General features: G+C 63.4%; 14 protein-coding genes and 2 riboswitches. Of the genes, 7 read left to right on the top strand and 7 right to left on the bottom strand.

Annotation, left to right across the window (positions count from 1 at the left end; genetic code table 11):
- Positions 1-54: 54 nt before the first annotated feature.
- From NCR93_RS17965 to cobW, 3 genes are read right to left on the bottom strand one after another with little or no spacing between them, the layout of a single operon-like run.
- Entirely contained in the window at positions 55-1,062 is a 1,008-nt protein-coding gene (locus tag NCR93_RS17965) for a magnesium chelatase ATPase subunit I (protein ID WP_175979439.1), read from the bottom strand.
- Positions 1,059-4,835 carry a cobaltochelatase subunit CobN gene (cobN, locus tag NCR93_RS17970; RefSeq protein ID WP_175979440.1) on the bottom strand — a complete coding sequence of 1,259 codons (3,777 nt, stop codon included), beginning with the start codon at positions 4,833-4,835 and terminating at the stop codon, positions 1,059-1,061. The genes NCR93_RS17965 and cobN overlap by 4 nt, the downstream gene beginning before the upstream one ends.
- 5 nt (positions 4,836-4,840) lie before the next feature.
- Positions 4,841-5,926: a cobalamin biosynthesis protein CobW gene (gene cobW, locus NCR93_RS17975; protein ID WP_175979441.1), complete on the bottom strand. Its 1,086-nt coding sequence runs from the start codon at positions 5,924-5,926 to the stop codon at positions 4,841-4,843.
- A 121-nt stretch (positions 5,927-6,047) separates the two neighbouring features.
- Positions 6,048-6,305, bottom strand: a riboswitch (cobalamin riboswitch).
- A gap of 67 nt (positions 6,306-6,372) precedes the next feature.
- Between cobW and NCR93_RS17980 the strand changes: the two genes are divergently transcribed.
- From NCR93_RS17980 to NCR93_RS17995, 4 genes are all read left to right on the top strand, one after another.
- Positions 6,373-6,777: a cobalamin biosynthesis protein gene (locus NCR93_RS17980; protein WP_239294399.1), complete on the top strand. Its 405-nt coding sequence runs from the start codon at positions 6,373-6,375 to the stop codon at positions 6,775-6,777.
- Positions 6,778-7,026: 249 nt separating this feature from the next.
- A complete protein-coding gene (gene cobO / locus NCR93_RS17985) occupies positions 7,027-7,629 on the top strand; it encodes a cob(I)yrinic acid a,c-diamide adenosyltransferase (protein WP_175979443.1) in 603 nt (200 codons plus the stop codon).
- 3 nt (positions 7,630-7,632) lie between these two features.
- Entirely contained in the window at positions 7,633-8,931 is a 1,299-nt protein-coding gene (locus NCR93_RS17990) for a cobyrinic acid a,c-diamide synthase CobB (protein ID WP_175979444.1), read from the top strand.
- Positions 8,928-9,173 carry a DUF1289 domain-containing protein gene (locus tag NCR93_RS17995; RefSeq protein ID WP_008353096.1) on the top strand — a complete coding sequence of 82 codons (246 nt, stop codon included), beginning with the start codon at positions 8,928-8,930 and terminating at the stop codon, positions 9,171-9,173. The genes NCR93_RS17990 and NCR93_RS17995 overlap by 4 nt, the downstream gene beginning before the upstream one ends.
- A 34-nt stretch (positions 9,174-9,207) precedes the next feature.
- Here the strand turns inward: NCR93_RS17995 and NCR93_RS18000 are convergent, their stop codons facing one another.
- Both NCR93_RS18000 and NCR93_RS18005 read right to left on the bottom strand, forming a co-directional pair.
- Positions 9,208-9,990, bottom strand: a complete 783-nt coding sequence (locus NCR93_RS18000) for a CbtA family protein (protein WP_175979445.1) — start codon at positions 9,988-9,990, stop codon at positions 9,208-9,210.
- A 9-nt stretch (positions 9,991-9,999) separates the two neighbouring features.
- Positions 10,000-10,233 (bottom strand): CbtB domain-containing protein, encoded by a 234-nt coding sequence (locus tag NCR93_RS18005; protein ID WP_034471940.1) that lies wholly within the window; start codon positions 10,231-10,233, stop codon positions 10,000-10,002.
- A gap of 29 nt (positions 10,234-10,262) precedes the next feature.
- Positions 10,263-10,389: riboswitch (cobalamin riboswitch) on the bottom strand.
- Positions 10,390-10,437: 48 nt separating this feature from the next.
- Between NCR93_RS18005 and NCR93_RS18010 the strand changes: the two genes are divergently transcribed.
- Genes NCR93_RS18010 through hmuQ form a run of 3 tightly spaced genes read left to right on the top strand, consistent with a single transcriptional unit; the run spans position 10,438 to position 11,800 of the window.
- Positions 10,438-11,004, top strand: a complete 567-nt coding sequence (locus NCR93_RS18010) for a histidine phosphatase family protein (RefSeq protein ID WP_175979446.1) — start codon at positions 10,438-10,440, stop codon at positions 11,002-11,004.
- 59 nt (positions 11,005-11,063) lie between these two features.
- Positions 11,064-11,435, top strand: coding sequence for a DUF1428 domain-containing protein (locus NCR93_RS18015; RefSeq protein WP_034471935.1), 372 nt, complete (start codon positions 11,064-11,066; stop codon positions 11,433-11,435).
- Positions 11,436-11,485: 50 nt separating this feature from the next.
- Entirely contained in the window at positions 11,486-11,800 is a 315-nt protein-coding gene (gene hmuQ, locus NCR93_RS18020; RefSeq protein ID WP_175979447.1) for a heme-degrading protein HmuQ, read from the top strand.
- Positions 11,801-11,906: 106 nt separating this feature from the next.
- Here the strand turns inward: hmuQ and NCR93_RS18025 are convergent, their stop codons facing one another.
- Entirely contained in the window at positions 11,907-12,230 is a 324-nt protein-coding gene (locus NCR93_RS18025) for a hypothetical protein (RefSeq protein WP_008353089.1), read from the bottom strand.
- A gap of 129 nt (positions 12,231-12,359) precedes the next feature.
- Positions 12,360-13,301, bottom strand: coding sequence for a bifunctional Delta(1)-pyrroline-2-carboxylate/Delta(1)-piperideine-2-carboxylate reductase (lhpI, locus tag NCR93_RS18030; RefSeq protein WP_175979448.1), 942 nt, complete (start codon positions 13,299-13,301; stop codon positions 12,360-12,362).
- Positions 13,302-13,466 lie beyond the last annotated feature (165 nt).

Consider the following 13,466-nt stretch of genomic DNA (forward strand, 5'->3'; position numbering starts at 1 on the left):
TCCATCGAAGACGATGCCTTGTGTCGAAGGCATTCGCGTCGCGCCTTCGATGGTTCAGGCTTTTTTTGCGGCGAGCGGCCTCACTTGCTTGACCTTCGCGGTTCCCGTCGGCTCCGGCGGCATGTAGCCCCAATCCGCTTGGTTCGAGCCTGCATCGGACGACGTCGACTCGCGGCCTGCCGGTTCGCGTGAAGGCGCTTCCCCTTCTCTTCGCCGATGCTTAAGCACCGCATCGGCGACGCGTTCGACGTGCGTGACGTTCACGCCCGCTGCTTCCTCCAACGCAGCCAGCGCACGCGCCGCGCGCAGCATGACGATGTCCGCACGCAAGCCGTCGACATGCGCCTCGATGCAAAGCTCGCTCACGCGCGCATGAACCGCATCATCGAAATCGAATGACGACAATGCCGCGCGCGCCGCGTGAATGCGCGATTCCAGCGAAGCCTGCTCGTCGCGATGCCGCGCGCGAAACGCATCAGGATCGGCATCGAATGCAAGACGCGCCTTGACGATACGTTGCCGCACGAGCGCATCGAAGCAATTGTTCATCTCCACGGCAAGACCGAAACGATCGAGCAATTGCGGCCGCAACTCGCCCTCTTCCGGATTCATCGTGCCGATCAGCACGAAGCGCGCGTCGTGCCGATGCGAAATGCCATCGCGCTCGACGATGTTCACGCCGCTCGCCGCGACATCGAGCAACTGATCGACGAGCGGATTCGGCAGGAGATTCACTTCATCGACATACAGCACGCCCCGATGCGCCTTCGCAAGCAGGCCCGGAGAAAACTTCACACCGCCGTCGCGCAATGCGCTTTGGATGTCGAGCGTGCCGATCAACTGTTCCTCGCTCGCGCCGAGCGGCAAGGTCACGAGCTTCCCTTCGGGCAGCAACTCCGCGAGTGCGCGCGTCGCGGTGGATTTCGCGGTGCCGCGCGGCCCGCTCACGAGCACGCCGCCGATCGAAGGATCGACGGCCGCGAGCAAAAGCGCCTGCTGCAAGGGCGCTTGTGCGACGAGCGCCGAAAAAGGAAACACGGCAGATGTGATGGATTCGTTCAAGAATGTCGGCCTTCGATGTGCTGTTCGACATCGAGCAGATGCCGTTCGACCTGCTCGCGATAGCCAGCGGGTTGCTGCCACAGACCGCGTTGCATCGCTTCGAGCAGACGCTCGCAGATCGATTGCAACGCGTGCGGATTGTGCTGCGCAATGAACTCGCGCGTGTCGGCATCGTTCACATAGGCATCGGTGACCAGCGCGTACTGATGATCCGACACGACGCGCGCGGTGGCGTCGTAGCCGAACAGGTAATCGACGGTCGCCGCGAGTTCGGACGCGCCCTTGTAACCGTGCCGCTTCACGCCATCGATCCACTTCGGATTGACCGCGCGTGAACGCACCACGCGCGCAATCTCTTCGTTCAGCGTGCGAACGCGCGGCGCAGCGGGATTGCTGTGATCGGCGTTATACGTCTGCGGCTGCACGCCCGACAGATAGCGCACGGCCGCGACCATGCCGCCCTGGAACTGGTGATAGTCGTTCGAATCGAGCAGATCGTGTTCGCGATTGTCCTGGTTCTGCACGACGACATCGAGCGTCGATAGCCGCGCGCCGAAGCTCGCGCGTGCTTCGACGCCGTCGCCCGATTGCGAATACGCGTAGCCGCCCGCGCTTTGATACGCGGCGGAAAGATCCGCATCGGTCTGCCATTGCTTTGCGTCGATCAGTTCCTGCAGACCCGCGCCGTATGCGCCCGGCTTCGTGCTGAACACGCGCCAGCCCGCTCGACGCCGCGCGTCCTTCGTCTCGATGCCGCGCGCGATCAGCTCGTCGCGCTCACGAAGGATGCGCGCGCGGATCGGGTTGACATCGGCGGGCTCGTCGTCCAATTCGGCGACGGCCTGCACCGCCGCATCGAAGAGATGAATGAGATTCGCGAACGCATCGCGGAAGAAGCCCGATACGCGCAATGTCACGTCGATGCGCGGCCGGTTGAAGATCGAGATCGGCAGAATCTCGAAGTCGGTCACGCGATGACTGCCCGCCGCCCACTTGGGCCGCACGCCGATCAACGCGAACGCCTGCGCGATATCGTCGCCGCCGGTCCGCATCGTCGCCGTGCCCCACACCGACAAGCCGATTGCCCGCGGAAAATCGCCGTGATCCTGCACATGGCGTTCGACCAATGCGTTCGCCGACTTTACGCCGAGCGACCATGCGGCTTGCGTCGGCAATGCGCGCGTATCGACGGAATAGAAGTTGCGGCCGGTGGGCAGCACGTCCGGTCTGCCGCGCGAAGGCGAGCCGCTCGGACCCGGCGGCACGAAACGGCCTTCGAGACCTCGCTTCAGTTGCGTCAGCTCTTGCGGGCCGCACGCATCGAGCCGCGCGAGCACATCGCCACGCAGACGTTCGAGCACGAGCGATGCACGCGGTCCGGGCGCGGCTGCGTCAGCATCGGACAATAGTTGCATCGCTAACGATTCGAGGCGCTCGCGCGTATCGCCTTGATGACGCCACGGCGCTTCACTCACATCGGCAAGTGCTTGCGGACGCGGGCCGGTCCACGGCGCGGCCCAATCCGCATCGAGCGGATCGAAGATATCGGGCAATTGCAGATCCCGTGTGATCGCGACGATCAGGCTCGCGTTCGCGCCCTGGCCGTCGCCGATCGGAAAGCGGCCGAGCGCGAGCAGCGTGTCGCGTCGTTGCACGCCTTGCGGCGAGACACCGAATACATGCAGGCCGTCGCGAATCTGCGCTTCCTTCAGTTCGCAGAGATAGGCATCGGCGCGCGTGAGCAACGCGTCTTCACCCACGGCATCGCGTGGCGCATCCAGCCCGAGTTCCTCGTGCAGCCGGTTCTCGACGATGTTCGCGAGAATCGTCTTGCGCAGCAGCTTCGCGCGGCGCACATCGACCATCAACGCTTCGTAGTATTCGTCGACCTGACGCTCGAGATCCTGCAATGGCCCATAGTTCTCGGCGCGCGTGAGCGGCGGCATCAGATGATCGATGATCACGGCCTGCGCGCGGCGCTTCGCCTGACTGCCTTCGCCCGGATCGTTGACGATGAACGGATAGAGATGCGGCATCGGTCCGAGAATCGCATCCGGCCAGCACGATGACGACAACGCGACGCTCTTTCCCGGCAGCCATTCGAGATTGCCGTGCTTGCCGACATGCACGAGCGCATCCGCCTGAAAGCGCAGACGCAGCCAGAAGTAGAACGCGAGATAGGAATGCGGCGGCACGAGTTCGGCATCGTGATAGCTCGCGTAATCGTTGCGCTGCCGCGAACGCGAGGGCTGGATGCCGATGAACACTTCCCCGCAGCGATAGCCCGCGATCATGAAACGGCCGCGTCTGATCGTCGGGTCGTCTTCGGGTGCGCCCCAGGTTTTTTCGAGCGCGGCGCGCGCATCGGCGGGCAGCGTGCGATACGCGTCGAGATAGTCATCGAGCGAAAGACTCTGCAACGCAGGGCGCATATCGCGGACGACGGGATCGTTGGTCACGCCTTCCGTCAACGCGGCGATGAGCGCATCGCCGTTCGCCGGCATGGTGCCGACGCGATAGCCTTCTCGCGCGAGCATCGACAGAATGTTGATCGCGGATGCAGGCGTATCGAGTCCCACGCCATTGCCGATGCGCCCTTCGCTCGCCGGGTAGTTCGCCAGCACGAGCGCGATGCGCTTCTGCGCGTTCGGCGTATGACGCAGCTTGGACCAACGCCGGCTCAGTTCGGCGACGAAGCGCACGCGCTCCGCGTCGGCCTGATAGCGCACGACATCCACCTGCGTATGCTTGCAGTGATATGCGAGCCCCTTGAAACTCACGGCGCGCGTGATGATGCGGCCATCGACTTCGGGAAGCGCGACATGCATGGCGACGTCGCGCGAATTCAGGCCGTGATTGTCCTTCTGCCAGTCATCGCGATTGCCGCCGCTCAGGATGACTTGCAGCACGGGCGCATCGCCCGCGAATTCGAATGCTTCGTCCTCGCCGATCACGCTCGCCGCAAAAGCCGTCGTGTTCAATACGAGCGATGCGCGATGCTGCGCGCACAAACGCTCGACCACTTCGCGGCTCACGCTTTCCTTGAGCGACGAAATCGCGATCGGCAACGGATTCATGCCTTCTTTTTCGAGCGCTTCGATGAGCGCATCGAACACGGCCGTATTGCCCGATTGCAAATGCGCGCGGTAAAACAGAATCGCGGCGACGCTCGCGCCTTCGGTCCAGCGCGCCTGCCAGTCGTCGATGACCGCGATATCGCGCTCGGGATGATAGATCGCGACGGCGGGCAGCGGACTCGGCGGCTGCGGCTCGCGCCCGAAGCCGAACGCGCGATGCGCGATCGCGCGTAGAAACTCCTCGGCATTGCGCGCGCCGCCTTCGCGCAGATAGCGCGACAGCTCGCGGCAAAACGCTGCATCGGCCGTGCTCTTGCCGATAAGATTCGGGTCCTCGGTGAGATCGCCCGAAAACATCGCGAGCATCTGCTTGCGCTCTTTCGCGAGCGCGACGAGCCGCTCGATGCCGTACGGCCAGTACGATTCGCCGCCGAGATGATCGACGATCACGACCTTCGCGTGACGCAATACATCGTCGACATAGAAATCGACCGATGCGGGCTGACGCAGAAACGATTGATTCGCGAGCCGCACGTCGGGAAAGCCCGGCTCGAGACGCGGAAACGCGCTCGCGAGCAACGCGAGCGTCGTATCGGCGGAGCTGAGCACGACGACCGGCGCGCTCGTCTGATCGATACGCATGACGCCCTGCGCGTCGTCGACGAAGCCTCCCGGCGTCGTGCGGAGCAGATGCATCGCGGTTACGCCTGCACGGGCGCGCTCGCGAGCGCGGCGTCGAACGCGCGTTGCAGCGTCGCGCGTTCGAGGTCTTCGCCGATCAGCACGAAGCGGCTTTGGGTATTCGCTTCGCCCGCTTCCCAGCGGCGGTCGAAGTAACTGTCGAAGCGTCGTCCGACGCCTTGCACGACGAGCCGCATCGCCGCGCCCGGCAACGCAGCGAAACCCTTCACGCGATAGATCGTGTGCTGCTCGACGAGCGCATGCAGCGCGGCCAGCGCCTGCTCGCGCGATTCGACGTTGCCATGCACGACGACCGAATCGAACTCGTCATGATGATGATCGGCGTGGCCTGCTTCATCGGGCGAACCGTGATGATCGTGCCGCAAATGAATCGTCTCTTCCGATGCCGATTCGAGACCGAGCAATGTATGCACATCGAGCCTGCCCATCTGCGCGGGCACGATCTTCACTTCGGGCGGAATCTCGGGCCGCACGAGCGCTTCGACCTTTCGCAGCGCTTCATCATCCATGAGATCGGTCTTGTTGACGATGACGAGGTCGGCAGACGAAAGCTGGTCCTCGAACAATTCATGCAGCGGCGATTCGTGATCGAGATTGGGATCGGCCTTGCGTTGCGCATCGACGGCGACGGGATTCGCCGCGAACTGACCGCTCGCGGCAGCGGGTCCATCGACCACGGTCACGACGGCATCGACGGTGAATGCGTTCTTGATCGACGGCCAGTTGAACGCCTGCACGAGCGGCTTCGGCAAAGCGAGACCGGACGTTTCGATCAGCACGTGATCGATGCTCTCGCGCCGCTCGACGAGTTGTTCCATGACCGGATAGAACTCTTCCTGCACGGTGCAGCAGAGACAACCGTTCGCGAGCTCGTACAGATTGCGGTCTTTGGAGCCGGCTTCATCGTCGCAACCGATGCCGCAACCCTTCAAGATCTCCCCGTCGATGCCGAGCTCGCCGAACTCGTTGACGATCACCGCGATGCGCTGGCCTTGCGCATTGGAGAGGATATGCCGCATCAGTGTGGTCTTGCCGCTGCCGAGAAAGCCGGTCACGACCGTGACGGGAATCTTGCGGGTTTGCATCGTCGCTCCGTGGCTTCGGTTGCATGCGCTTCATGTCGCGCGATGCCTGGCAACGCGGCTGGATGAAAGGGAAACGCACGCTTTTATGGATCATGGGCCGCGCCGCATCCCCGCGACAGCAAGCCCCGCTCAAAGTCTGGCCGGTATCCGGGCTGACGACGACGCCGCTTCGCCTTCCCGCGCGTTTCTCACGCGCAGTGGCTTCGAAGCCGGCTTCCCGTACACGCGATGAAAATGCCGTGCGCGGTGAATCGCTTACCGTTGCGGGGGCAGCGCAGGTTGACGTGCGTTCGACGAATCGAAAGGAACGCGCCCTGCTTCCCGTTTAACTGCGCACGAGAGAATCCGCGCGCGAGCACCAAAACTGCGTGAAAGTCTAGGCCCGGCGGGCGCGAGCGTCAAGAAAGGTGGTAAGGTCGGCGCACATGGAATCCGTCATCGCTCACATGAATCAGCCCGCTGTCACGCGTCTTGCCGTGGGGATCGGCTGCACGCGGGGCGCGAGCGCCGACGCAATCGAGCACGCCGTGCGCGGCGCTTTGGGCACGCTTGCGTTCGGCGACATCGCCATCATCGCGAGCATCGACGCGAAACGGCACGAGGCGGGACTGCTCGCGTTCTGCGAGCGTCATCGTCTGACATTGCGCTTCTACGGCGCCGATGAAATCGCGCAAGCGCCGCGCACGGCGATATCGCATCATGCAATGGCGCATATGAACGTCGATGGCGTATGCGAGCCTTGCGCGCTGCTCGCGGGCAACGCGCGAACGCTCATCGTGCCAAAGACGATCGATTGTGGCGTAACCGTCGCGATCGCAGCGATGCATGCGCCCCGCGCGAACGGAACATGAATACCGGTCTTGCGGTCGTGCGCGGACGCGGCGTTTCGGCGAGCGGCTTCGCCACGACCGGTTTGAACTTGTCGCGGCAAAGCCAGACGAGAACGCCAAGCGCGACGAGTTCCAGATAGAGATAGAGCGCGTCCATTTGCTTGCTCCTCAAGTCGGTGATTACGTTGATTGCATGATGCCTGCCGTCTGTTAGCGCAGAATTAAGCCGCCGCCTGTTGTACGATACGGCCGTCTTTCTCTGGAGCTCCCGTGAAAACCGATACCGAATCGCATCTGCGCATGACCCAGCGCCGCAAGGAAGGCCACGAGAAAAAGCAGGCCGCCGCCGATCACGAGAAAGGCCTTTTGATCGTGAATACCGGCAACGGCAAGGGCAAGACAACGGCCGCGTTCGGCATGGCGGTGCGCGTGCTCGGACACGGCATGAAGCTCGGCGTCGTGCAGTTCATCAAGGGCGCGCTGCATACATCGGAGCGCGATTTCCTCGGCGCAATCGCGCATTGCGATTTCGTCACCATGGGAGATGGCTACACCTGGAACACGCAGAATCGCGAAGCCGACATGGCCACCGCGCGCAAGGGCTGGAACGAAGCGCGCCGCATGATCGAGAGCGGCGAATATCAGATGGTCGTGCTCGACGAACTCAACACCGTGCTCAAGTACGAGTATCTGCCGCTCGATGAAGTGCTCGACGTGCTGAAGGCGCGGCCCGCGATGCTGCATGTCGTCGTGACCGGTCGCCACGCGCCCGATGCGTTGATCGAACTTGCCGATCTCGTCACGGAAATGCGGCTCGTGAAGCATCCGTATCGCGAGCAAGGCGTGAAAGCGCAACGCGGCGTCGAGTTCTGAGCGATGCCCGACTGCCCCGCTCTCTTCATCGGCGCGAGTGCGTCGCATCAAGGCAAGACCACGGTGACGGCGGCGCTTGCGCGTCATCACGCGCGCCGAGGCCTGACGGTACGCGTGTTCAAGACCGGCCCGGATTTTCTCGATCCGATGATTCTCGAACGCGCATGCGGCGCGCCCGTTTATTCGCTGCATCTGTCGATGGTCGGGCTCGATGCGTGCCGCGCGTTGCTCGCCAAGGCCGCGCGCGAGGCCGATCTCATTCTCATCGAAGGCGTGATGGGTCTCTTCGACGGCACGCCGAGCAGCGCCGATCTGGCCGCCACGTTCAACGTACCGGTGCTCGCGGTGATCGGCGCGCACGGCATGGCGCAGACGTTCGGCGCCATCGCGTTCGGGCTCGCGCGTTATCGCGAAGATGTGCCCTTTCATGGCGTGCTCGCGAACCGCGTTGCATCGGCGCGTCATGCGCAGATGTTGTCGGAGACTATCCCCGTCGACTTGCGTTATTGCGGCCATCTGTCGAATGCGGACGATATCGCCTTGCCCGAGCGTCATCTCGGTCTCACGCAGCCCGATGAAATCGCGGGCCTCGACGCACGGCTCGACCGCGCCGCCGATGCAATCGCGCAAACGACGCTCGCCGATCTTCCGCCGCCCGTTCATTTCGACGATGCGACGCTGCCCGCGCCGCCGCGTCTGCTCGACGGCGCGCATATCGCCATCGCTCGCGATGCGGCGTTCTCGTTCGTGTATCCGGCGAATGTCGATGTGCTCATCGCCATGGGCGCGCGCATCAGCACGTTTTCTCCGCTCGCCGACGAACCCGCGCCGCACGATGCCGACGCGCTCTATCTTCCCGGCGGCTACCCCGAACTGCATGCCGCGGCGCTCGCTTCGAACGAACGCGCGCGTGCATCGATCGTTGCGCACGTCGAGCGAGCGAAGCCCGTGGTCGCGGAATGCGGCGGCATGCTGTATCTGCTCGACACGCTGACCGACATCGAAGGCACGCGGCATGCGATGCTCGGCATCCTTCCCGGCGACGCGGCGATGCAACGCAAGCTGTCGCGCCTCGCGATGCAGCGCATCGACACGACGCATGGAGCGATGACCGGTCACACATTCCACTACTCGACGCTCGACACGCCAATGCAGCCGGCACTCAAGGCCGCTCATGCCACGACCGGCACCGAAGGCGAAGCGCTCTATCGGCATGGTTCGGTGTCGGCCACTTACATGCACGCTTACTGGCCGTCGAATCCGGCCGCGGCCGCTGCGCTCTTTCGCGGCGAATCACTATGACAACGACGCAAGACGATCTCGCTTTCACCATCGAACGCGCGAAAGCGCAGGAACCCATCGGCTCGCCATGCACCGATGTCTGCAAGCTCGATCAGGAAACGGGCCTGTGCCTCGGCTGCTTCCGAAGCCGCGAGGAAATCAAGACCTTCAGATCGATGGACGATGCCGCGAAGCTCGATCTGTTCGATGAATTGCTCAAGCGTCGTGCGGCGAAAGAGCAAACGAAAAGCCCGCGTTCCTGACGAAGCGCGGGCTTCATGAGCGACGCCGAACCGCTTACGCCGCAGCCATTCTTCTCACCGCCGGCCGCTCGAGTTCACGCGCTGCGAGCGCACCGAACACGAGACCGAGCGTCGTCCATAACAGCGCCTGCATGCCGATAGCGGCCACGCGGAAATTCCACAGCAGCGAAGCGGAGAAATCCGCGGGCACTTCATCGACGGACGGCAGCGCGACCTGCGCCGCCACGATCACGACGATATACGCAGCCGCCGCGATGAGCGTCGCGTTCCACCCGCCATGCCGCGCCACCATGCGCCGCTGCAAGCGCACGGCGAAGACGGCAGCCGCGATGGAAATCGCCACCATGCCGAAGAAAAGCGCCGTGCGCGGCCCGATGGTCTCGGCATTGCCGACAGCGGGCGGATTGGGCGGGTACTTGAGGAACGGCACGATGGCGACGCTCACGAAGCCGAACAGCGCGAGCAATGCCGACGTGCCGCGCGCGCGCAACGCGCCGAGCCGTCCATAAGCAAACGCGAACACGAGCGAGAAGAGACCGCCGAGCGCGGTGCCGAACACGGCGACGCCGGTCAGAAGGCCGAGGCCCGCTTGCGTATCGCGAGACACGAGCGCTTCGTCGCCGTGATCGTGCGAATGCGCTGGCGTGGCAGCCGCATCGGCATGACCGTGCTCATGTTCGTGTTCATGCTCGTGCTGTTCCTCGAACGCGATGGCGCGTGCCACCGACGGTTCACCGAACGCACGCGCGAAGCCGAAGCCGATCAGGCCCGCGACCAGTCCCGCGATCATGCCGCGTATCAGCAAAGTGCGAATCATGATGCTTCCTCAGTGGCACGGAAAGCCGAGCAAATGCCGGCCGTCATGCACGAATTCGTGGACGTACGTGCCCGAGAAAATCGACGTCGCGCCCTGTTCGGCGCCGACGAAATAGATTGCGATCAGCAGAATGAGGCCGATGAAGACGGCCCACGGCAACACTTCACGCACCGGAATGGGCACGGGTGCATCGAGTGACGGGGAAACCGGAGCGGAAAAGACCGGCGCGTTGGAAGCATTCATGGTGGTTCTCCAGGGAAAAGCGCGTCCCGATTGACGAAGAGCATGCAGCGGGGTCTGACTCGCGGCGCCGCGCTTTCGCGTTGACGTACCGCACACAGTGGCGCGACCGTGCCGGGTTTGCACCGGCTTCCTCGCACTGCAAGCTTGCCATTCTATGATGATCCGCTGCAAAGTAAAACGATTCCGATTCGACCGCCACCTGCCTTGGAACTCATTCTTCTCTGTCACGCCGCCACGCGCGCGATGAAAACCGGGCACTTTCCCACCGGCGACGAACCTCCCGAGCGCGATGCGCGCGCGCAGCTCGCGTCATTGCACGCCTTGCCCGACACGCGCGTGATTGCGAGTCCCGCGCGCGTCGCGCGTGAAACGGCGGCGTGGATCGCGGATGCATTCGAGATCGTTCCCGCGTTCGACGACATCGACTATGGCCGCTGGCGCGGGCATTCGATACGCGAAACGGGCGAGCGCGAACCGGAACATGTCGCTGCATGGCTCGCGGATCCCGATGCGCGTTCGCACGGCGGCGAAAGCGTCGCCATGCTCGCCGCGCGCGTCGCCGAGGGCTTCGCTTCGATCGACCGGCTCGACGCGGGGCGCTGCATCGTCGTCACGCATGCGATCGTCGTGAAAGTGGCGCTCGCGCATGCGCTTCGCCTGCCGCTCACATCGATCTATGGGATGAACTTCGCGCCGCTCTCGTCCACGGTGCTGGAACGCGCCTCGCCCGCCGATACGTGGACCGCCCTGAACTTCGCTCCATACGAATAGCTCAAAGCATACAGCGCATCGCGTGCGCGGTGCGCGTTCGACTCAACCAGGAGACTCAGATGGCGCATTACGTGGATGGATTCGTCGTACCCGTACCGATCGACAAGGTCGACGCTTATCGCCGCATGGCCGAAGCCGCCGGCAAGATCTGGCTGGAACACGGCGCACTGGAGTTCGTGGAAACCATCGCCGACGACGTGAAGCCCGGCAAGCTCACATCGTTTCCACAGAGCGTGCAGATGAAGGAAGGCGAGACCGTCGCGTTCTCGTATATCGTCTACGAATCGCGCGAGCAGCGCGATAGCGTCAACGCCAAAGTGATGGAAGACCCGCGCCTCAAAACGATGATGGAATCCGGCGAGACGCCGTTCGATCCTCAACGCATGTTCTTCGGCGGCTTCACGACCATCGTCGAACTCGGGCGCGACTGATCGTTCTTATCCGCTCAATCGAGTCACTACTTCGAAGGAACCGCATCGACATGTATATCGCCATGAACCGCTTCAAGATCGTGCCCGGCGCCGAAGCCGACTTCGAACGTCTGTGGACGAGCCGCGATACGCATCTGAAGGATGTGCCCGGGTTCGTCGAGTTTCATCTGCTCAAAGGGCCGATGAAAGACGATCACGTTCTGTATTCGAGCCATACGATATGGGCGAATCAGGCAGCCTTCGAAGACTGGACGCGTTCGGACGCGTTTCGCGCCGCGCATCGCAATGCCGGCGGCGAGACGCGCCAGCTTTATCTCGGTCATCCGGAATTCGAGGGCTTCGAAGTCATTCAGACCGTCAAATAGAGCGGTCAAGGCGCAACCGAACGTTCGCGCACTTTTCGGCGAGCACGCGCGTTTTACACACGTGTGAAAAAACGCGCTTCGCCGAAGCTGTCTTTTCAGACGTGTTCTAGGCCTTTGCGCCGCGCGCCATGCGCTGCAGCGTCGATGAATCGATCGCCGCCGCGCAGATTCGCACCGCTTCCTTCAGCGTGCGCGGACGCCCCGCACCGAATTGCGATTCCAGCATCGCGACGGCGCGCAGACGCTCGTCATTGCCGAGTTTCTCGCCCGTCGCAAGCTCAAGAACCGAGATGAAATAAGCCGCAGGCGGCGCCGCGCTCGCATGCGGAGTCGTCTGGCGTTCCCCGTCCGCCGCGCCACCCGCGCCCTCACGTCCGTCGTCGCGCGCCGGAATCCACGGGTGCCACTTGCTGTCGTATCGACTTTTCATGGGTTAGTTCGCTGGCTCGATTGCTGTGGCGCACCTTGGCGCCGTTTGTCATGTGACGCTTATGGCGTCTCTGTCATTAAAGAGACGTACAGCAAGTACCGTTCCAAGCTGGCGTTCCCCTTGCACGGCCTAGCGCGCCGCGACGCTTTCCTCCGACAAAACCGCACGCGCGACGCGACATGCCGCAAGATCCCAAGCCGCGCAGCCGACCGATTTGAACAGCACCGGTTGCAATGCATCAACGGCTTTGGACGGCGCCGCGAGCGCGACCGCCAATGCGTGCACATCGTTCCATTCGACGCCCGCGAGAATGAAATCGCCTGCTTCGTGACGCGCGCCCGCAGGGTCGTCGACGTAAAGCGCGCTTGCATGCACGGTCGCGGCGGCGATCTCGGCGGCATCGGCGGTGAATGCGCCCACGCCGATCACGAGGCGGCCCGCGCGCGCGGGCAACGTATAGACCGGCGTCTTGCTCGTGGTCGCGGCGATGACGACATCGATCGAATCGGGAATCGTGGACTCGTCGAGCGCGGCAAGCTGCTTCGAAAGCGATGCATGCGCCGCACAGAACTCGCGCGCCCGCCCGGGACGGGAGCCTTGCACGAGGATGCGCGCATCGGGATAAATAGCGGCGAGCGCCTCGACGTGATACGCAGCCTGCTTGCCCGTACCGATGACGAGCACCTCGCGCGGCGCGGCATCGTGAAGCGCGCGGATCGCGAGCATCGATACCGCCGCCGTGCGCCGGCCCGTCACCGTCGGGCCATCGAGCATGAATTGCGGCACGCCTGTCATGGCATCGTAGGCGGTCACCTGACCGTGGATCGTCGGCAGGCCGAGCGCGCCGTTGCCCGCGCAAACGTTCACGAGCTTGTGCATCGCGAGATCGGCGGCGCTCGCGGGCATCGACAACATCACGCCGCCTTCGATCGGCACCACCATGCGCTCTGGACTCACGATGCGTCCCGCCGCGTAATCGAGCATCGTCGCGGCGAGGGTGTCGACGAGCCGGTCATACGGCACGAGGCGCGCGGTTTGAGCTTCGTCGAAACTATGGATCGTTGCGGTCATCGCGTTCGCTCGCTTGATATGGGGAAGATGAAATCGAACTTCAAAATGCCATCGAAGTGCCGGAACATTCTAACGGCGCGCGACGCCGCGTCATAAAGCAGCGAATCGCTCGCTAGAATGAACGAATCAGCCGCTGTCATGTGACTGCCATCGAATGTCGTCACA

Source organism: Caballeronia sp. ATUFL_F1_KS39, assembly GCF_023630985.1.
GTDB classification, from domain to species: Bacteria; Pseudomonadota; Gammaproteobacteria; order Burkholderiales; family Burkholderiaceae; genus Caballeronia; species Caballeronia zhejiangensis.